This window comes from Acidovorax sp. NO-1, from assembly GCF_000238595.1.
GTDB lineage: Bacteria > Pseudomonadota > Gammaproteobacteria > Burkholderiales > Burkholderiaceae_C > Acidovorax.
Map to the genome: position 1 here is coordinate 1 of NZ_AGTS01000092.1, position 18961 is coordinate 18961.

Annotated in this window: 19 protein-coding genes and 1 riboswitch; of the genes, 11 read left to right on the forward strand and 8 right to left on the reverse strand. The window is 66.9% G+C overall.

Annotation, left to right across the window (positions count from 1 at the left end):
- The 5 genes from KYG_RS15040 to KYG_RS15060 form a co-directional block, all read left to right on the forward strand.
- Positions 1–638: DUF2867 domain-containing protein (locus KYG_RS15040; protein WP_008905777.1), on the forward strand; the 638-nt coding region annotated here is incomplete at its 5' end.
- Positions 625–1977 carry an AarF/ABC1/UbiB kinase family protein gene (locus KYG_RS15045; RefSeq protein WP_008905778.1) on the forward strand — a complete coding sequence of 451 codons (1353 nt, stop codon included), beginning with the start codon at positions 625–627 and terminating at the stop codon, positions 1975–1977. The genes KYG_RS15040 and KYG_RS15045, both read left to right, overlap by 14 nt.
- 25 nt (positions 1978–2002) lie before the next feature.
- The gene (locus KYG_RS15050; protein ID WP_008905779.1) at positions 2003–2383 is read left to right on the forward strand and encodes a hypothetical protein; all 381 of its coding nucleotides are present in this window, start codon (positions 2003–2005) and stop codon (positions 2381–2383) included.
- Positions 2384–2516: 133 nt separating this feature from the next.
- The gene (locus KYG_RS15055; RefSeq protein ID WP_008905780.1) at positions 2517–3020 is read left to right on the forward strand and encodes a YXWGXW repeat-containing protein; all 504 of its coding nucleotides are present in this window, start codon (positions 2517–2519) and stop codon (positions 3018–3020) included.
- A 232-nt stretch (positions 3021–3252) separates the two neighbouring features.
- A riboswitch (glycine riboswitch) is annotated at positions 3253–3372 on the forward strand.
- Positions 3373–3462: 90 nt separating this feature from the next.
- Positions 3463–4782: a D-amino acid dehydrogenase gene (locus tag KYG_RS15060; protein WP_008905781.1), complete on the forward strand. Its 1320-nt coding sequence runs from the start codon at positions 3463–3465 to the stop codon at positions 4780–4782.
- 54 nt (positions 4783–4836) lie between these two features.
- On the opposite strand, the gene KYG_RS15065 is transcribed toward KYG_RS15060, so the two are convergent.
- Together KYG_RS15065 and KYG_RS15070 are read right to left on the reverse strand one after the other, a co-directional pair.
- Positions 4837–5175: a cytochrome c gene (locus tag KYG_RS15065; RefSeq protein ID WP_008905782.1), complete on the reverse strand. Its 339-nt coding sequence runs from the start codon at positions 5173–5175 to the stop codon at positions 4837–4839.
- Position 5176: 1 nt separating this feature from the next.
- Positions 5177–6388, reverse strand: coding sequence for a sulfite oxidase (locus KYG_RS15070; protein WP_008905783.1), 1212 nt, complete (start codon positions 6386–6388; stop codon positions 5177–5179).
- A 216-nt stretch (positions 6389–6604) separates the two neighbouring features.
- Between KYG_RS15070 and KYG_RS15075 the strand changes: the two genes are divergently transcribed.
- The 5 genes from KYG_RS15075 (at position 6605) to KYG_RS15095 (ending at position 11924) form a co-directional block, all read left to right on the forward strand.
- Positions 6605–7780 (forward strand): PhnD/SsuA/transferrin family substrate-binding protein, encoded by a 1176-nt coding sequence (locus tag KYG_RS15075; RefSeq protein ID WP_008905784.1) that lies wholly within the window; start codon positions 6605–6607, stop codon positions 7778–7780.
- Between the two features lie 138 nt (positions 7781–7918).
- Complete coding sequence (locus KYG_RS15080; protein ID WP_008905785.1) at positions 7919–9244, forward strand: hemolysin family protein; 1326 nt, start codon at positions 7919–7921, stop codon at positions 9242–9244.
- A 118-nt stretch (positions 9245–9362) separates the two neighbouring features.
- Complete coding sequence (gene modA / locus KYG_RS15085; RefSeq protein WP_008905786.1) at positions 9363–10097, forward strand: molybdate ABC transporter substrate-binding protein; 735 nt, start codon at positions 9363–9365, stop codon at positions 10095–10097.
- 22 nt (positions 10098–10119) lie between these two features.
- Complete coding sequence (modB, locus tag KYG_RS15090; protein WP_008905787.1) at positions 10120–10785, forward strand: molybdate ABC transporter permease subunit; 666 nt, start codon at positions 10120–10122, stop codon at positions 10783–10785.
- On the forward strand, positions 10782–11924 hold the full coding sequence (locus tag KYG_RS15095) for an ABC transporter ATP-binding protein (RefSeq protein WP_237707274.1): 1143 nt from the start codon (positions 10782–10784) through the stop codon (positions 11922–11924). Before modB ends, KYG_RS15095 begins: the two co-directional genes overlap by 4 nt.
- 18 nt (positions 11925–11942) lie before the next feature.
- Here KYG_RS15095 and KYG_RS15100 read toward each other — a convergent pair whose 3' ends face one another.
- The 6 genes from KYG_RS15100 to KYG_RS15125 all read right to left on the reverse strand — a co-directional run bounded on the left by KYG_RS15100 (position 11943) and on the right by KYG_RS15125 (position 18185).
- On the reverse strand, positions 11943–13274 hold the full coding sequence (locus KYG_RS15100; protein WP_008905789.1) for an FIST N-terminal domain-containing protein: 1332 nt from the start codon (positions 13272–13274) through the stop codon (positions 11943–11945).
- A gap of 48 nt (positions 13275–13322) precedes the next feature.
- Positions 13323–14204 carry a PhaM family polyhydroxyalkanoate granule multifunctional regulatory protein gene (locus tag KYG_RS15105; RefSeq protein WP_008905790.1) on the reverse strand — a complete coding sequence of 294 codons (882 nt, stop codon included), beginning with the start codon at positions 14202–14204 and terminating at the stop codon, positions 13323–13325.
- An 88-nt stretch (positions 14205–14292) separates the two neighbouring features.
- A complete protein-coding gene (locus KYG_RS15110) occupies positions 14293–14796 on the reverse strand; it encodes a copper chaperone PCu(A)C (RefSeq protein ID WP_050813868.1) in 504 nt (167 codons plus the stop codon).
- Between the two features lie 62 nt (positions 14797–14858).
- On the reverse strand, positions 14859–15332 hold the full coding sequence (locus KYG_RS15115) for a YcnI family protein (protein WP_008905792.1): 474 nt from the start codon (positions 15330–15332) through the stop codon (positions 14859–14861).
- A gap of 101 nt (positions 15333–15433) precedes the next feature.
- Positions 15434–17740 (reverse strand): TonB-dependent receptor, encoded by a 2307-nt coding sequence (locus KYG_RS15120; RefSeq protein WP_008905793.1) that lies wholly within the window; start codon positions 17738–17740, stop codon positions 15434–15436.
- A 79-nt stretch (positions 17741–17819) separates the two neighbouring features.
- Positions 17820–18185 (reverse strand): DUF2946 family protein, encoded by a 366-nt coding sequence (locus KYG_RS15125; protein ID WP_008905794.1) that lies wholly within the window; start codon positions 18183–18185, stop codon positions 17820–17822.
- 126 nt (positions 18186–18311) lie between these two features.
- On the opposite strand from KYG_RS15125, the gene KYG_RS15130 reads away from it, so the two are divergent.
- A complete protein-coding gene (locus KYG_RS15130) occupies positions 18312–18959 on the forward strand; it encodes a glutathione S-transferase (protein WP_008905795.1) in 648 nt (215 codons plus the stop codon).
- The last annotated feature ends 2 nt before the right edge of the window (positions 18960–18961 follow it).

Genomic DNA, 18961 nt, shown 5'->3' on the forward strand with positions numbered 1-18961 from the left:
AGCGCGGCGCCCGCCCCGGCCCCCACTCAAACACCCGCCCCACCCACCGCCCCCCGCAGGAGGAAAGCCGCATGACCACCACCCACCCCATACGCGTGGTGCAAGTGCCGGCGGGCACCGCCATCCACGCCACCTTGCCCGGCGCGCATTTTTTTGATGCCTATGCGGTGGCCGATCCGCGCCCCGCCACCAGCGCGCTGCACACCTGGCTGGACGTGCTGGCCCGCACACCACGTTGGACGGAGCACCTGCTGGCGGTGCGCAACAGGCTGGTGCGGCTGGTAGGGCTCAAGGGCGTGGGGCAGCTGCAGGACATGCATCGCCCGGCCAGCGGAGGCGCGCCATCCGATGCGCGCAGCTACCGCGTGGGTGACCGGGTGGGTATCTTCGTGATCCGCCACCTGAGCGATGCCGAAGTGGTCATGGGGCAGGACGACCGGCATCTTGATGTGCAGGTGTCCCTGACCAAGCACCCGGCCCCGCCCGGCGGCACTGCGAGCGTGGTCCTCAGCACGGTGGTGCACATCCACAACACACTGGGCCACGCGTACATGGCAGTCATCACGCCATTTCATCGGCTGATCGTTCGCAGCATGCTGCAGCGCCTGGCCGCCGCGCCCCGCCATGGCCAGCGCTGAGCCGCCGCGCACCAGCCGCATCGCCCGCGGTGCCATCACGGGCCTGGCCGCCGCCCGCATCGGCGTGGCCCAGCTGGGGCACCGCGCCCGCACACCATCGGCCCAGGCGCAGGCCGACCACGAAGCCACGCTGGGCCGCATCCTGTTTGGCGCGCTGGGGCAGCTGCGCGGGTCGGCGCTCAAGGTGTCGCAACTGCTCAGCATGCACCCCGACCTGCTGCCCGGCGGCGTTCGGCAAGAACTCGCACGTGCCCACCACCAGGCCCCGCCGCTCAACCGCGCGCTGGTGGGCCGCGTGTTCCGCCAGGCGTTCGGGCAGGAGCCTGAGGCGCTGTTTGACCACTTCGAGCCCACCGCCTTTGCCGCTGCCAGCCTGGGGCAGGTGCACCGCGCGCAGCTTGCGGGGCATGGCACCGTCGCCGTGAAAGTGCAATACCCCGGCATCGCCGCCACCATCACCAGCGACATGCAGCTCATGCGCACCGCCCTGCGCGCCCTGGCGCACACCGGCATGCCCATGCCCGCAGACGCCGTGGTGGCCAGCGTCATGGACGAGATCGAGGCCACGCTGCTGCGCGAGGTGGACTACCTGCAGGAGGCCGAACAACTGCAGTGGTTTGCCCGGCACGCCGCGCGGCCGGGCGTGGTGCTGGCCGAGCCCATCCTTTCGCACACCCGGGCGCAGGTGCTCACACAGCAGTTTTTGCCGGGCCAACCCCTGCTCGCCTGGCTGGCGACGCAGCCCGCGCAGGCCGAGCGCGACCGGGCCGGGCAACACCTGTGGGACTGGTTCATGCACTGCATTTTTGTGCTGGGCCGGGTGCATGCCGACCCGCACCCCGGCAACTTCCTGTTCGCACCGGACGGCACGGTGGGCGTGCTGGACTTTGGCTGCACGCGCGAACTGTCGGCACACTTTCGCACCCAGGTGGCCAAAGCGTGGTCAGCGCTGCTGCGCGCCCCCACCGACCCGCAACGCGATGCGCTGGTGCTGCAGGCCTACCAGGCGCTGGGCCTCGTGAAAGCCGACCTCGCCCTGCAAACCTACACCGCCGAACTTGCCCCCGCGCTGGCCGACATGCAGGCCTGGCAGATCGAGCCCTTCACCCGGCCCGTTTTCGACTTCGGCGCCAAGACGCCGCCCCCCATCACGCCCGCACGGCACCAGCGCGCACTGGGGCAGCACCTGTTGCAGGTGCCGGGCGAGATGCCCTCGTTCGAGCGCATGTGGATGGGCCTCATGCACCTGCTCACCGGCCTGGGCGCCCGGGTGCACACCCGCCGCGCAGACTTTCTGGCAGTGGATGGCGACGAAGCCGCTACCAGACCGGTCGTCTGAATCCTTCACAAAAAGCAAACCCTGCATGAACATGCTGTTGATGATGGCGGCCGGGGGCCTGGCCCTGGTGGGCGTGGCGCACTCGGTGCTGGGCGAGGTCATGGTGTTTCGCACGCTGCGCACACGGGGCATGGTGCCCACGGCCGGGCACCCCGTGCTGCGGGAATGGCAGGTGCGCATTCTCTGGGCCACATGGCATCTGGCCTCCATCCTGGGCTGGGCCCTGAGTGCCCTGCTGTGGCGCCTGGCCAACGCACCCGCCGATGTCGATCTGCGCCCGTGGCTGGCGCAGGTTGCCGTGGTCGCGCTGCTGGCCAGCGCGTTGCTGGTGCTCGGCGCCACGCGCGGCCGGCACCCGGCCTGGGCCGCGCTGCTCGCCATTGCCGCGCTGGTGGCATGGCATTGAGGGGCCAGGGCGCACGGCTCGCGCAGAGAAACACAACTTCACAAGACTTCGCAATCTGCCTACAGCGGCTTGACGATGGGCCTGCACGATGAAGTCTCCGGTTCCGCAGGGAGCCTTTCTCAAGGAGATCATCATGGCCCGCAACGCAATCGCCGCCCTTTCCATCGCACTGCTCTCGCTGGGTGCCGCAGGGGTGGCGCAGGCACAGACCAGCGCCACCGTTGTCATCCAGTCGGGACAAGCCCGCCACTACCAGAGCCCGGCGCCTGTGGTGGTGCAGCATGCGCCTCCGCCCGCACGCTACGAAGTCATGCCGCGCCCCCGCCGCAATATGGTGTGGGTGCCTGGCCACTGGGAATGGCGCGGCCACCGCCATGTCTGGAACCAGGGCCACTGGATCAAGGCGCGGCCCGGCTACCACTACCGTGAGGCCCGCTGGGTCGAGCACGGTGGCCGCTGGGAGCTGCGCCCCAGCCGCTGGGATCGCGATGGTGATGGCGTCCCGAACCGCTATGACCGCGACCACCGCGACCACCGCGACCGGGACCGTGATGGCATGGCCCACCGCGGCGATCGCGACCGTGACGGCGTGCCCAACCGCCACGACCGCCGCCCGGACAACCCCTACCGCCAGTGAGCACGCTTGAACCACCACCGCGCCAACGCACCACCCGCCCCCCGGGTGCGTGCGGGCGGGTCGTCGCCTGCATCAGCAACGATTGCGGTGCATTAGCGCGGCAAGGCGGGTTGAAGCAATGGCTTCACCCCTAGAATCGGCCTCGCAGGAGAGCAGGACGGGCTGGAGGCCCGCCACTGCACCGAAGGCGCAAACTCCCATACACGCTCAGGTTCCGTACTGCAACCATTCATCAAAGCCGTCTGGAGAGCCGCCCCACCCCACTTGGCGTGGTGGCGCACCGAAGGAGCAAACCGCGCGCCATGTGGGCTGCGCGGTGAATCTCTCAGGTACCAAGGACAGGGGGAGCGGCAGCTTGGCAGACGCGCGCCAGCTGTTGCTATTTAAATAATAGCTGCCAACGCATGTCCATCAAGCGCTGAACCCTTAAAAGGCTTCAAAAATGCGCGTGATCGTTTTGGGCGCCGGCTTGCTCGGCGTGACATCGGCTTACTACCTGCAGCAGCTCGGCCATGAGGTCACGGTCATCGACCGCCAGGGCACGCCCGGCGCCGAGACCAGCTTTGCCAACGGTGGCCAGATCTCGGTGAGCCATGCCGAGCCCTGGGCCAACCCCAGTGCCCCGCTGAAGGTGCTGCAGTGGCTCGGCCAGGAAGATGCGCCTCTGCTGTTCCGCATCCGCGCCGACATGCGCCAGTGGCTGTGGGGCCTGTCGTTCCTGCGCAATTGCACTCCGGCACGCACCCGCCACAACATCGAGCAGATCGTGCGCCTGGGCACCTACAGCCGCGACACGCTGCAGCAGCTGCGCGCCGCCACCGGCATCCAGTACGACCAGCGCACGCAGGGCATCCTGCACTTTTATACCAACCAGAAGGAATTCGACGGCGCGCTGGCACCGGCCGAGCAGATGCGCCAGCTCGGCTGCGAGCGCCAGGTGATCAGCGCCGACGAAGCCGTGCGCCTCGAACCCGCGCTGGCCCACATCCGCCCGCAGCTGGCGGGCGCCACCTACACGGCAGAGGACGAATCGGGCGACGCCAACCTGTTCACCCGCGAACTGGCCAAGCTGTGCGAGGCAGCGGGCGTGCAGTTCCGCATGGGCCACCACATCACTGCACTGCGCGAGGCAGGCGGCCGCATTGACCATGTGGAAGTGACCAACGCCGAGGGCCGCTTCGAGCGCGTGCGCGGCGATGCGTTTGTGATGGCCATGGGTTCGTTCAGCCCGCTGCTGGCCCAGCCACTGGGCATTCGCCTGCCCATCTACCCGGCCAAGGGCTATTCGGTGACCATGCCGGTCAAGGACGCATCGATGGCGCACCAGGTGAGCCTGACGGACGACGAGTTCAAGCTCGTGTTCTCGCGCTACACCAGCGAACGCGGCGGCGACCGCCTGCGCATTGCAGGTACGGCCGAACTCAACGGCTACGACCGCAATCTGAACCAGGTGCGCTGCGAGGCCATCGTGCGGCGTGTGGAGCAACTCTTTCCCGGCGCGGGCGACGCGAGCCAGGCCCAGTTCTGGACCGGCCTGCGCCCGGCCACGCCGAGCAATGTGCCACTGATTGGCAAGACCAAAGTGGGCAACCTGTTCCTCAACACCGGCCACGGCACACTGGGCTGGACACATGCCTGTGGCTCGGGCAAGGCGCTGGCCGACATCGTCAGTGGCCGGGTGCCCGAGGTGGACTTTGCGTTCCAGGGGTTGCAAGGGCGCGCAGCCGGGGCGGCGCTGGTGCCGTCGCGCACCGCGGCCTGAATTTGCGCCGGGTTGCAGCGAAGGTAACGCTGCAACCGCTATAAAACGCGGCGCCTACTTGGCCGCGCCCGTGGCGTGGGCCACAAACTGCGCCACCGCCTGCATGTCCTTCTCGCTCATGCGCTCGGCATAGGAGGGCATGACGCCGATGCCTGCCTTCAGCGCGCGCAGCACGCGGCCGGCATCGGGTTTCAGCTCATCCAGCACCGGGCCCACCTGGCCCTCGGCACCGGCCGCCTGCAGCGTGTGGCACACGGCGCAGGCGGGCTGGATCTTGGTGAACAGCTCCTTGCCCCGCGCCAGTTCGGCCGGGTCGGCAGCCCAGCCCGCCGCGCAGGCACTGGCCAACCCCAGGGCAAGCCCGGCGCTGCGGGCCCGGAAGAACCACACCATTTCAGGCAACCGTGACCGTCACGGCGTGGTCACGCCAGCTGGCATTGTTGTAACCGCCCAGGTTTTCCTCGCGCTGCTCGGGCTGCACATTGCCCGCCGTGTCGGTGGCGCGGCTGGTGAGCACATGGGTGCCCGCATCGAGGCGCACGGGCAATGCAAACTGCCGCCATGCGAAAGGGCCCAGGTCCGGCCCGATGAGCCGGGCAGCCTGCCAGGTCTTGCCGCCATCGACCGAGACTTCCACACTTTTGATGCTGCGCGTGCCACCAAAGGCCACACCGTGCACCTGCACCTGGCCGGGCTTGATCGCGCCCTTGTCGGGCAGCGGGCCGTTGATCCAGGACTTCACACCCATCTCCCACACCGAGGGCTGGTCGGGGCTGGCCTTGGAGCCCGGTGGCGACATGCGGTAACCGTGCGACATGATGCGCGCCTGCGACTGTGCGCTGGTGAAGGCCACGCGCTTGACGTACTTGATGTTGTTCACACCCTGGTAGCCGGGCACCACCAGCCGCAGCGGGCCGCCGTGTGCAAGTGACAGCGGCTCGCCATTCATCTCCCAGGCCAGGAGCGCGTCATCCAGCGCCTTGACGGGCACCGAGCGCTCGACCAGCACGGAGAGCGGATCCACACCCTCGGGCAGCTTCTCACCGCCCGTGCCGGTCAGGTAGGCAGCTCCGTCTGCCAGCCCGCCAAGAGCTGCCACCACGTTGCGCAACGGCACGCCGCTCCACACCACGCAACCAGCGGCGCCCACTTGCCAGGGCGTGCCGCTGGGCTTGCTGGGGAAGAAGCCACGCCCGTTGCCAGAACACTGCAGCACGGTGGCCACCGTTTCCACGCCCAGGGTCTTGAGCTCGGCCACGGTGAGGCTGCGGGCGTTCTTCACGCCCTCGATCGACACCGACCAGGCGTCGCGGTCGTTCAGGACAGCGACATCGGGCGCTGGCAGGTTATTGCGCACGTAGAGCTGGTTCGACGGGGTGATGACACTGGTACCGAATGCGGAGCGGCGCGTCTCCAGGGTGTTGCTGCTGTGCACGATCAGCGCGTCGGGGGTCTTCCAGTTGGCGTAGGCCGGCAAGGGCTTGGCGGCGGCAGCCGCCTGCTGGGCCCGCGCGCCCCCGGCCCATCCCGCCAGGCCCAGGGCACTCAAAGCAGCGGCACTGCCGGCAAGCATGTGTCGGCGCGGCAGGTTGGTGAAATCGTTCATGGAAAGGTCTCCAAAGATGAAAAGGGGGACGGCAGGAACGGCGCAGCCACCAGGGCGCGTCGCGACCAAACGGCATTTTGTAGACCACCTGGGCACCAGGGGTGAAACATTGCGTTAGCGAACGTAAAACATGCAAAAACATGGAAACATTCGTAGACACGTCGTGCTGAGTGCGCATATTTGACGGTTCGTTTGCACATTACAAGGAATGACGCCATGACCGCCGTGAAGAAGCCCATACGCCCCCGTGCCGCTGCGCTGATGAGCTTGCTCCTGATCTGTGGCCCTGCACTGGCCCAGCTCTCCACGATGGTGGCAGTGGAACCCACCGAGCGCAAGGCGGCGCACTCCATCTTGCGGACGGCGGCGGAATCGGGCCTGTCCAAGGCCGCCGGGCAGTCGGTGACGCTGGTGACCAGCGATGACCTGGCCGATGTGATGCGCGCCACGCGCAGCGCGGGCTACGACATCTTCATTGGTCCCGCGCAGGTGGCGGCGTCGGCACTCGACCGTGGCTACGAGCTGGTGGGGACCACGCAAAAATCCGAAAAATACCTGCTCGTGGCTTTGCAGCAGGTGGATGCCGTTGCCGCCATGAAGGGCCGCAGGCTCTATCTGCCCCAGCAGGACTCGCTGTACACCTACATGGCGCGCGGCATGCTCAACGAGGCCGGGATTTCGTTTCAGGATCTGCGCGCCGTGCAGTACGAGAAGTTTCCGCAGGCGGGCCTGTCGGCCCTCATGCTGGGCACGGCCGACGCCACCGTGGTGCGCGAGGACGACTGGGCGCAGTGGGCTTCCACGCAGTCCGGCAATCTGCGGTTGCTGGCCACTTCGCAGCTCGTGCCCGGCGGCTTCTCGGTGGTCGTGAAAAAGGACATCCCCGCAGAAACGCGGGGCCGCCTGGCACAGTGGTTTGCCACGTCGTCCACCGCCAGTGGTCTGCCCCTGGTCACCGTGCGCCCCGAATCCATCGAATACCGCCGCGTTGCCGAGCTGGGCCTTTTCACGCCCACCAGCCTGCCCGGAGTAAGCCGCATTACCGCCAAGGAAGCCCAGGGCCTGCTGGCGCAGGGCGCTGCCCTGGTGGACACGCGCACCGAAAAGGAATTCAAGGCCAAGCGCATCCGGGGCGCCCTGTTTGCGGCGTATGTGGAAAAGAGCCTAAAGGATGTGGCCTTCAACGCTGCGCAGGATGACTTCCAGGCCCTCGACAAGTTGCCCAATCTCGACAAGGGCAAGCCCGTGATCTTTGCGTGCAATGGCGCCGAATGCTGGAAATCCTACAAGGCCGCCAAGGTGGCAGCAGCCAAGGGCTTCAAGTCGGTGTACTGGTTGCGCGGCGGCCTGCCCGAGTGGGATGCGGCAGGACTGCCCACCGAAGGCGGCTGACGACGGCTGACGACAGCCCGCATTGCGGCCTCTTTCGGCGGGTGGTGACCCTGACACCGGCGTTCACCGTGGACGAAAGTCCCCTTCCGTACAATCCGTAGCATCTCAACACCCAAGGGCGCGCAAGGCGCCCTTTGTATGGAAATAGCAATACTGTTCGCCCTCATCTTCCTCAACGGCCTGTTTGCCATGTCAGAGATCGCTCTGGTCACGGCCCGCAAGGCCCGGTTGCAGAAGCTGATCGATGAGGGCGATAGCGGCGCCGCTGCCGCTGTGAAGCTGGGCGAAGACCCGACACGCTTTCTCTCCACGATCCAGATCGGCATCACGTCGATTGGCGTGCTGAACGGTATCGTGGGTGAAGCAGCCCTGGCGGGGCCCCTGGCGCTTTGGCTGGAGTCGCTGGGTGTGCCCATGCCCTTTGGCAGCTATGCAGCTACCGGCCTGGTGGTGGTATTGATCACCTACTTTTCCATCGTCGTGGGTGAACTGGTGCCCAAGCGCATCGGCCAGTCATACCCCGAGACCTTTGCCCGCCTGGTGGCGCGGCCCATCAATTTTCTGGCGCTGGCCACCAAGCCGTTTGTGCTGCTGCTGTCCACCTCCACGCGCACCCTGCTGCGCCTGATGGGTGTGAAGGAAACCAGCGGCAGTCCGGTGACCGAAGAAGAAATCCACGCCATGCTGGTCGAGGGCACCACCGCAGGCGTGATCGAGTCACACGAGCACACCATGGTGCGCAACGTATTCCGGCTGGACGACCGCCAGATCGGCTCGCTGATGGTGCCGCGCGGCGATGTGGTGTGCCTGGATGTGGACGCCTCGTTCGAAGACAACCTCAAATGCATCGAAGAATCCGACCACGCGCGATTCCCGGTGGTGCGTGGCGGCATGGACAACATCCTGGGTGTGATCAACGCCCGCCAGTGGCTGTCGCGCACCCTGCGCGACAAGGCGCGCGGTGGCCTCGCCGAACAGGCCTTGCAGACGGCGCTGTATGTGCCCGAAACCATCACGGGCATGGAGCTGCTGGACAACTTCCGCCTGTCGGACGTGCACATGGCCTTTGTCATCGACGAATACGGCGAGGTGCAGGGCATCGTCACGCTGCAGGACCTGATCGAAGCCATCACCGGCGAGTTCCAGCCCCGCGACCCCGAGACCTCATGGGCGCTGCAACGCGAAGACGGCAGCTGGCTCCTGGACGGCCACATCCCCGTGCCCGAGCTGAAGGACCGCCTGAACCTGGACACCGTGCCCGAAGAAGAGCGCGGCCGCTACCACACGCTCAGCGGCATGATCATGCTGCTGACAGGCCGCCTGCCCAAGGTGACCGATACCGTACAGTGGGAAGACTGGAAGCTGGAGGTGGTGGACATGGACGGGAAGACCATCGACAAGATTCTGGCTACGCGCCTGACGCCCGAGGAAAAGGCGGCGGCTGAAGAACAGCCGTCCGACTGACACTTGCAGGTGGATCGCCTCCCGGGCCCCCGTGGCTGAACCAGCAGCGCCTCAAGGATCTGCCATGCGATTGTTTTTACTCCGCCGAAGAAACTGGTGTGCAGCCCTGTGCCTTGGCATGGCACTGGCACCGGCATTGCATGCCCAGGCCCCGGTGACCGTCGCTGCGGCGTCCGACCTCAAGTTCGCCCTAGAAGAACTGGCCCCGCAGTTTGAAAAAGCGACGGGCCACAAGCTGCGGCTGGTGTTCGGGTCCTCTGGCAACTTCAAGACCCAGATCCTGCAGGGCGCACCGTTTCACCTTTTCATGTCAGCTGACGAAGGGTTCGTATACGAGCTCGCCGATGCCGGCAAGACCGTGGACCGGGGCCGCGCCTATGCACGCGGGCGCATCGGCATCATCGTGCCTGCGGGCTCACCCCTGAGGGCCGACGGCCAGCTTCAGGACCTGGCTGCGGCACTGAAAGACGGGCGCCTGCGCAAATTCGCCATTGCCAACCCTGCCCACGCACCCTACGGAGCACGTGCCAGGGAGGCTTTGCAGCATGCAGGACTGTGGGAGTCACTGCAACCCAAGCTGGTGCTGGGCGAGAACATCTCGCAGACCGCGCAGTTCGCCACCTCGGGCTCCACCCAGGGCGGCATCATTGCGCAGTCGCTCGCACTGGCGCCCGCCGTGGCCAGGCTGGGTACCTTCCAGCTCATTCCCTCCGACTGGCACCAGCCGTTGCAGCAGCGCATGGTGCTGACCAAGGGCGCGCCCCCGGCGGCCCGCGCGTTTTACGACTACATCGGCACCCCCGCCGCCCAAGCGGTCATGGCACGCTATGGGTTCGTGATGCCACAGGACTGACTCCTACACCATCGCACCACCCATGGACTGGCAAGCGCTGACCCTCTCGCTGAAACTGGCCACCTTCACGCTGCTGGTGCTGTTGCCCGGCGGGCTGCTGCTGGCGCGCTGGCTGGCCTACACGCGTTTCAGGGGCAAGTCGTGGGTGGAGGCGCTGGTGGTGCTGCCGCTGGTGTTGCCTCCCACAGTACTGGGCTACTACCTGCTGGTGTCGCTGGGTGGCGCATCGCCCCTCGGCCAGTGGATGTCGGAGGCACTGGGCGTGCAACTCACCTTCAACTTTGGCGGGCTGCTCATCGCGTCGGTGATTTTCAACATCCCGTTCCTGGTGCAGCCGGTGCAACGGGCTTTTGAATCCATTCCGCGCGACCTGGGCGAAGCCGCCGCCGTCTGCGGCCTGAGCGCCTGGCAGACTTTCTGGCGTGTGGAATTGCCGCTGGCCTGGCCGGGCGTGTTGTCGGCCATGGTGCTGACCTTTGTGCACACCCTGGGCGAGTTTGGCGTGGTGCTGATGGTGGGCGGCAGCATTCCGGGCGAGACGCAGACCATCGCCATCGCCATCTACGACCGGGTGCAGGCGTTCGACCTCGCGGGCGCCAACCAGATGGCACTGCTGCTGGTGGTGTTCTCGCTGCTGGCCGTGGCGGCCTCGTTCTTCGCATCGGCCCGCATGACGGTGCGACGATGAGTGATATGTCCATGCAGGGTACGACGATGGCCCTGGAACTGGAGGTGTCGCAGATGCTGCCCATGGCGCTGAGCGGCAGCCTGCGCTGCGGCCCCGGCGAGCTGCTGGCGCTGGTGGGGCCATCGGGGGCGGGCAAGACCTCACTGCTGCGCATTCTGGCGGGCCTGATGCGGCCCGAGAGGGGCCGCGTGGTGGTGGGCCAGGAGGTGTGGTGCGACACGGAACAGGGCATTTTCGTGCCACCGCAACGCCGCCATGTGGGGCTGGTGTTTCAGAACTACGCACTCATGCCGCACCTGAGCGCTTTGGGCAATGTGGCGCTGTCGCTGCTGCACCTGCCGGCCGAGCAGCGCGCGCGGCAGGCCCGACATTGGCTGGACCATGTGGGCCTGAGCGCGGGGCAGCAGGCACGGCGGCCCGCTGCGCTCTCGGGCGGGCAGCAGCAGCGGGTGGCGGTGGCCCGGGCGCTGGCACGCGAGCCCCGGCTGATGCTGCTGGACGAGCCGTTTTCTGCCGTGGACCAGATGAACCGCGAGGGCCTGTACCGCCTTCTGGCCGATCTGCGGCGAGAGCTGGCGGTGCCCATCGTGCTGGTCACGCACGATCTGAACGAGGCCCGCATGCTGGCCGACCACCTGGTGGTGATGGACGCAGGGCACGTGCTGCAGCAGGGTACGCCGGCCGCCATCCACAATGCCCCGCGCAACGCCCGCGTGGCCGACCTGGTGGGCATCCACAACCGGTTCGAGGGCCTGTGGCTGGGCTCTGCCGAAGGCACGGCGGGCACGGGCCACCTGCGATGGGACGGGCACGGCAACGCGGCGGACGCCCCCGTGCTGACCGTGCGCGACAAAGGCCGCATCGCCCCCGGCCAGGCCGTGAGCTGGGTCCTCCCCAGCGACGCCATCACCCTGCTGGACGGCGGCGCTGCACCCCATGCCAGTGACTGGCAGGCCGAGGTGCTGGAAGCGCGCCACCTGGGCGAGATATCGCTGGTCACCCTGATACTTCCGGCGGTGCCGGGTGCGCGGCTGATGCTCACATTGTCAGGGGCCCTGCGCCAGGGGCTGGCCGTGGGAGAGACGGTGGGCGTACGGCTGGACCTGGCGCGGGTGCATGTGATGCCCACGCGCGCCTGAAAGTCCCAGAGCCTGCTCTCAGGGCTTACCGCTGTCCACGAACACCGTGAGCACACCCGTGTAGCCGTACAGGTGGTGGTGCGCAATCTCCCCGCCAGCGAAGAACCCTGTCAGCGGCACGTCCCCCAGTGCATGGCGCACGATCTGCAGTTCTGCACTGGGCCCGCCAAAGTGCGGGCCACCACGGCCGGAGCAGCTCACGTAGATGGCGCCACAGATACGCCGCCCGGTCTGCGGCGCCGCGTTGACAGCCGGTGCGCGGTGAGCCGCCGCCGCACCATCTGCGCGATCTTCACCAGAGGACGACATCAGCGACGCGGGCTCCAGCTCTTCGGGCGAAAGCTCCTCGCGGATCTCGGCGCAGATGCGCATGAGGTCGGCGCGCGCCGCCGCCACATTGCGCTGGCAGAACGCCAGGTGCATGCCCGGCTCCACATGGTCGGCCAGGGCCACGCCGCGGCGGCTGCCGTCCAGCCCCACGATGTGACGCACGCGCGTGTCGGTGCCGAAGTGGCCGGTGCGACGCTGGCCCTGCGGCTGCGTGCCCGCACTGACCAGCCCGGCCAGCGTGGCGCGCACCTTGCGCAAGGCAGGCTGCGGGTCGCCGTCGAGCGAGACCTCCAGCGTATCAAGCAGCACATCCAGGGCCGGTTCGCCATCCAGTTGCAGGACCACGTTTTCCTGGGCTTCGGTGATGGTGTGCAGGGTGCCCACAGGCTGGCAACCCTGCGTGACGCGGGACACCAGCGCCACCCCGGCGCCAAACGCCACGCCCGACAGGCCGCCATCAAACACGCCACTGGCGCCGCCCTGCCCGGCCATGTTGCCATCGCCGCCCACCGCAAACTGCACACTGCTGGTGCGGCTGGCAGACAGGCCACCAAACAGGTAGCCCGTGTCGGTGCGTGCCGCCATCTCGGTCAGCAGCTCGGCCAGTTCGGGGGTGCGGCCATCGGCATGCACCAGGGCGGTATGGGCCACAAAACCGCTGCCCGGGTGCGGCGCATGGGTAGGCAGCGGCGCCACACCCGAGAACACGCGGTACTGGTCCGCGGGCACATCCAGCAGCATCACCGACAGGGCGGGCTCGTCAAAGTACTCTGCGTTGTTGGCCGACACGCCCACGCCCACGGTGCCGCTCCAGTCGGTCACCTCGGGCAGCTCGGCGCTCAGGTAGTCGAGCAGCGCCTGCGCCTCGTTGGCATAGTGGTCGGTGATGTACAGCAGGCCCAGCGTGGGTGCCGCAGCATAGTCGGGCAGCGCCATCTGGGCGCGCAGCTGCGCCAGCACCAGCGCAGCGGCCATGCGCCACTGGGGGTGGGTGGCGTGGCCGGTGGGGAAGAGTTTCATGGTGGGAGTCTCCGTGCCGGGCGCGGCGCGCCCTTGCGTGCGCGGCGGTCAGCCCGCTCGCTTGCGAGCCGCCGTGGTGCGGCTACTGCTGGCTTTCCTGGGTGCGGGTTTGGCGGCGGGTTTGGTGGTGGCCGTCTTGCGCGCTGCGGGTTTCTTCGCTGCGGTGTTCTTCCTGGCGGCGCCCGACGTTGCGCCGCGCTTGGTGCCGCCCTGCATGGTCTGCATGCCCTTGGCGGCCAACTGGCTGGCCATGCCGGTGGCCGTCTTGAGGGCTTCCTTGGCAAGGCCCGTGGCCATGTTCTTGGTGGTGTCGATGGCCGTCTGCTTGGCGGCATCCTTCATGGCGTTGGCAGCGATCTGCTGGAACTGGCTGGTGAGCGCGCCCCACCACTGCATCGGGTCCACCACGGCAGGCTCGGCAGCGGCCGAGGTCTTGCCTTTGGCTTTGGGCCTGGATTTGGCGGCGGGCTCGGCGTCCGTCTCGGCCTCGTCCGGGGTTTCCTCTTCGTCAGCGGCCGAACGGCCGGTGACGCGGGCGGCGGCGCTGGTCACGGCCTCGGCCGCGCCGGTAACGGTGTCGGCAGCTTTCTGCACGCCACTCATCACCGTGTCGGCGGTTTTGAGCTTGAAGGCATTGGCCACATCGCCCATGCTGAAGTTCATGCCCTTGAGCGTGGCCAGGGTCATCTTCTGCACCTCCAGCGCCTGGATGGTGGCTGCCAGCGCGCGCGAGTTCTGCTCCAGCCAGAACTGCACGGCCTTGAGTTCGTCGATGCGCTTTTCCAGCTCTTCCACGCTGATGGTGGGGGCCACCCAGTTGGACAGGTTGGGCAACTGCGGGATGCTGCTGGACGCCCCTTTGGCCAGGCTCTGCAAAAAGTCAAAACCGGGGACGAGTTTGCCGAAACCGAAATTCGATGTATCGCTCATGGCCGCTCCGCAAGAGGTGGGTCTGTGATGGGGTCACAGCTTACTCCAATGCGTCGCGGCCGGAAGGGGCAGATTCCCGCCCCACATCTCATTGTTTGTGGCCGTGGCCGTGCCCATGGCCCGCCGCTGCGCCGCCGCCCGGGGGCATGGTGGCCACGGGAACGCTGAGGTTGAGCGTGCTCTCGGCGCCCTTGGCGTCCTGGAACACCAGGGTGATGGGCACCGCGCTGTCCTTGGCCAGCGGCGCCTTCAGGTCCAGCAGCATGACGTGGTAGCCGCCGGGCTTGAGTTCCACCGTCTTACCTGCGGGCAGCTCCAGCGCGGGCACAGCGCGCATCTTCATCACATCGCCTTCCATCTTCATTTCGTGCACTTCCGTCACGCCTGCAGCGGGCGATTCGGCGCGCACCAGGCGGGCGCCATCCTGGGCCGTGAGGCGCATGAAGGCGCCCGTGCCTGTCTGGCCCTGCACGCTGGCGCGGGCCCAGGCGCCCTCCACCTTGACGGTGGCAGTCTGGGCCCCTGCGGGGGCCGTGGCCAAGGCAGCCAGAACGGTGGAAACGATGGCGGCGGTGTGAAGCAGTTTTTTCATGATGAACATCTCTCGGTTTGCAGTGAAAAGGGAAAGTGAGGACAGGCCCGTGGGCTCGACTGTCAGTGATTGTGGGCAGCGCCGCCGCCCGTGGGCAGAATCTCCAGCGCTGCTGCGGGGGACTTCAGGTCCGAGAGCTTCTGGCCCGCCGCGGGCACATCCACCCAGTCGTTTCGGCCCTCGGCACAGGCCTGGCGCACGGGCCAGTACAGCGTGCCCGCCTGCGCGGGCGTGGTGGCCACCAGCACGAACTCGTCGTAGTGCGCGTTCGGCAGCATGTCCTCTGCGGTCTTGGCCGTCCAGGTGATGCGCACCACGTCTTCGGTGATGCTGCGGCCGTGGCTGGTGGTGGGCTGTGCGAGCTTTTCGCGCTGCACGTCCAGCGTCCAGCCGGGCTTGGGCATGGGCCGCGCGCCGCGCATGCCCGCCGGAATATCCACCGCAATCTGCCGCGTGGGCGAGCCGCCGCAGCCATGGCCGACTTTGAACGTGGCCTTGTAGCTTGCGCCCGCCGGGGCGACCTGGTATTCGAGCACGACGTGGGCGGATGCAGAGCCAAAAATGCCTCCAGCGCTTATCAGTAAAGCGCAAGCAGCTATGTTTTTCATAGTAGTCCGTGGCATGGGATGTTTACCTTTCAAAGACTTACCTTCAGCTCTGCCATGTAGCTGCGCTGCGGGTAGGGGTGGAAGTTCCAGAACTTGTAGTTGTTCAGGTTGTCGATGCCGACGGCCGCGCTGACCTGCTTGGTGATCTGGTAGCGCACGCGCACATCGGTGGTGAAGTAGCGGCTGGCGCCCTGGTAGGCAAAGCCATTGAGATCGGTGTTGTCGAGCGTGCTGTATTGCTTGCCGCTGTAGCGCGCGCCCAGGGTGTACGACCACTTGTCATCGTGCCGGTACGTGGCCACGGCGCTGGCGCGCCACTTGGGGATGCGCGGCTGCCATTTGCCCACGCTGGCGGGGAACTTGTCGTTGCGCGTGATCCTGGAGTCCGTCCAGGTCAGGCTGCTGCCCAGCTCCAGCCCGCGCACCAGGACGTTGGTGGCCTGGTAAGCCAGCTCAATACCTTTCGTGCGGATGGCATCCACGTTCTGCACGTTGGTCACATTGGGCGTGACCAGCACATTGGTCTGGGAGTACAACGCGTCTTTCGTGCGCTCAAAGAACGCTGTGAGGCGCAGCAAACCGTTGCCCATGTCGCGCTCGGCGGTCAGCTCGGTGGTCCAGCTTTTTTCAGGCTTCAGATTCGGGTCGTTGTTGATGAGCGTGCCGCTGCCGCTGATGCCGCCCTGGTACAGCTCGGCCACGGTGGGCATGCGCACGGCGCGGCCGGTGGAGGCCTTGAGCACCCACAGGTCGCTGGCCTGCCAGGCCACGGCAGCCTTGGGCGAGACATAGGTTTCGTTGCGCTCGGGGTGGCCCACGGTGGCGGTGGCGTTGCCAGTCTGGCCGTTGCTGGCGCTCCAGCGCTCGGCGCGGACGCCCAGCACGGCCTTCCACCGTGGCGCGATTTTCCACGTGTCTTGCGCCCACAGGCCGATCAGCTGCGTGTCGCCGTTGAAGGCCTGGTTGCGGGCGCCTGCATCACCGCTGATCCAGTTCGTCGTGGCGTTCTCGATGGTGCGCAGTTGGTAGCTGTCGCGCTGCAGGCCGAAGTCCACGATGTGCGTGCCCAACACGCCATCGGGCCGCCAGGTGCCCTTGGCGGCCAGCGTGTTCCAGCCCGTGCCCTTGCTGTTAACGATGCGCCCTGCCCCGCCGTTCAGCGCGGCAGGCAGCGCCACAGTGGCGGCGCGCAGGGTGTCGGTCTGGTAGTCGTACAGACTGGCGGCCACCTCCCAGTCAAACACGCCCTGCGTGCGGCTCTTGACCGACAGACCGTGCATGAAATGCGTGAGGTCTTCGTTGGAGACGTTGAAGTCGGTGGGCGTGAGGGCAAACGAGCGGCCATTGATGTTGACCGTGCCGCTGTAGACCGCATTGCCATGGGCATCGCGCAGGTAGCTGGTAGGCCGCCCTTCGGATTCGTTGTGCCACCAGCCAAAGGTGTAGGCGGCGCGCACGGTGGGCGAAAAGTCGTAGGCGATCTTGGCCTTGATGTGGTCTTGCTGCGTGTGGTACTGCGTGGCCGTGCCCAGCAGGTACCAAGGCTGGTTGCTGCGGTTGTTGCCCGGCACCGCGCCGGTCACGGGCGTGCCTGCGCTGCCCACGGTGCCTGCGGACACGAGGCGGGTGGGGAAGGTTAGCGGCTGACCTTCGCTGTCCGTCTTGTTGAAGCTCAGGAACCAACACCAGTCGCCGTTCTTGTTGCCCACCGAGGCACTGACCTGCTTGCCTGCGTAGGTGGCGCTGGTGCCGTAGAGATCGAACGGCTGGTGCTGATAACTGACCTTGCCGTGCGCCTCGAACTTCGTCGGCATGCGGGTCACATAGTCCACCACCGCGCCCACCGAGTTGCCTGCGTAGGCGGCTGAAAACGGGCCGTAGAGCACCTCCACGCGCTCGATCTCCTCGGGCGTGACCAGCATCCAGCGCGGCGCGTTGGTGGGGCCGTTGCCCAGGTAGTTGCTCAGCAAGATGCCGTCGGCAAACACCATCGACCGCGCCGGGTTGCCCGTGCCGGAGGCGCGCGTGGACAACACGGCGTGGTTGTAGTCGCCGATATAACGCTTGCGCACCAGCAAGCTGGGCAGGTACTTGAGGGCGTCTTCGCTGTCGGTGGCGTTGATCGAGTGCTCGATCTGCTCGCGCGTCACGCCCTCGATGGTGGTCGGGATCTGCGTGGGCAGCGAGGTGGGCTGGCCGCCGGTGACGGTGACCACGCCCAGTTCCTTGACCGACGCGTTGGTGCTGTCGGGGGCCTGCGCGAACGCGGGCGCGGCCCCAAAGAAAGCAAAGGGAAAGGCACTGGCCACGGCCAGCGCCATGCGACTTTTGCGCATGCAATCTCCTGAATTTCAAGCCAAATAGGCCGCTAGCGCTTGATGGACAAGCGCCAACAGCTATCGAATAAATAGCGAATCAGGAGAAGGCAGGAGGCCCGCGCGGCGGCAGTGGCGCGGCGGTGCGCGCAGCAATGTGCGCGGCGGGGATGGGACGCAGGGCATGCGCCAGAGGATGGACCACAGGCACCTGCGCCTGAGAGACAGGAGGCGGTGCGCCCACATGCGCGCACAGCGGACAGTCGAGCGTGTGGCTCGGCAGCTCCTTGGCGCCGTCGTCGGTCTTGATCAGGAGCTTGATGGCGCCCGAGCCCGAGCAGATCAGCTCCATGGCCTGTGGGTTGACCAGTGGCGACGCCACCGCCACGCCCATCGACAACACAAACCACGCCAGCACGGAGCGGGCGAGCCAGCGAAGGCTGCGAATGGTTTGCAGGGAGGGCATGGGTGCGGATTGTAGGCTGCGGGGATACGCAGACCTTGACCGGCGTCATCTGCGCGACGCACTGCCTTTTCGCCCACGCCTACGATGCGCTCTCGATTCCCCATCACCTCCAACGGAGACAACACCATGCTCACACTGTGCGGCTTTTCGGCCAGCAACTACTACAACAAGGTCAAGCTGGCCCTGCTTGAAAAGGGCCTGCCTTTCACCGAGGAACTGGCCTGGGTGGGCGAAACCGACCGCAGCGCCAGCCCGCTGGGCAAGGTGCCCTACCTGCGCACGCCCCAGGGCCCGCTGTGCGAATCGTCCGTGATGGCCGACTACATCGAGGCCGCCCATCCCGAGCACCCGCTGATCCCCGCCGCCCCCTACCAGGCCGCGAAGGTGCGCGAGCTGATCACTTTTCTGGAACTCCATCTGGAGCTGGTGGCACGCAACCTGTATCCGCAGGCGTTTTTTGGCGGCACCGTGAGCGACACCGCCAAGGAAAAGGTGGGAGCCCAGCTGGAGAAAAACATTGCCGCCTTCGGGCAGCTGGCGAAGTTCAGCCCCTACGTAGGCGGCGACACGTTCACGATGGCGGACTGCGCCGCCATCGTGCACCTGCCGCTGGTCAGCTCGGCCACCAAGATCATCTATGGCCGCGACTACCTGGCCGACCTGCCCGTGCGCGAGTACCTGGCCCGCATGGCCGAGCGCCCCCATGTGGCGCGTGTCAACGCCGACCGCAAAACCAGCACCGCCGAAATGCTGGCGCGCCCGCCCAAGCGTTAAGG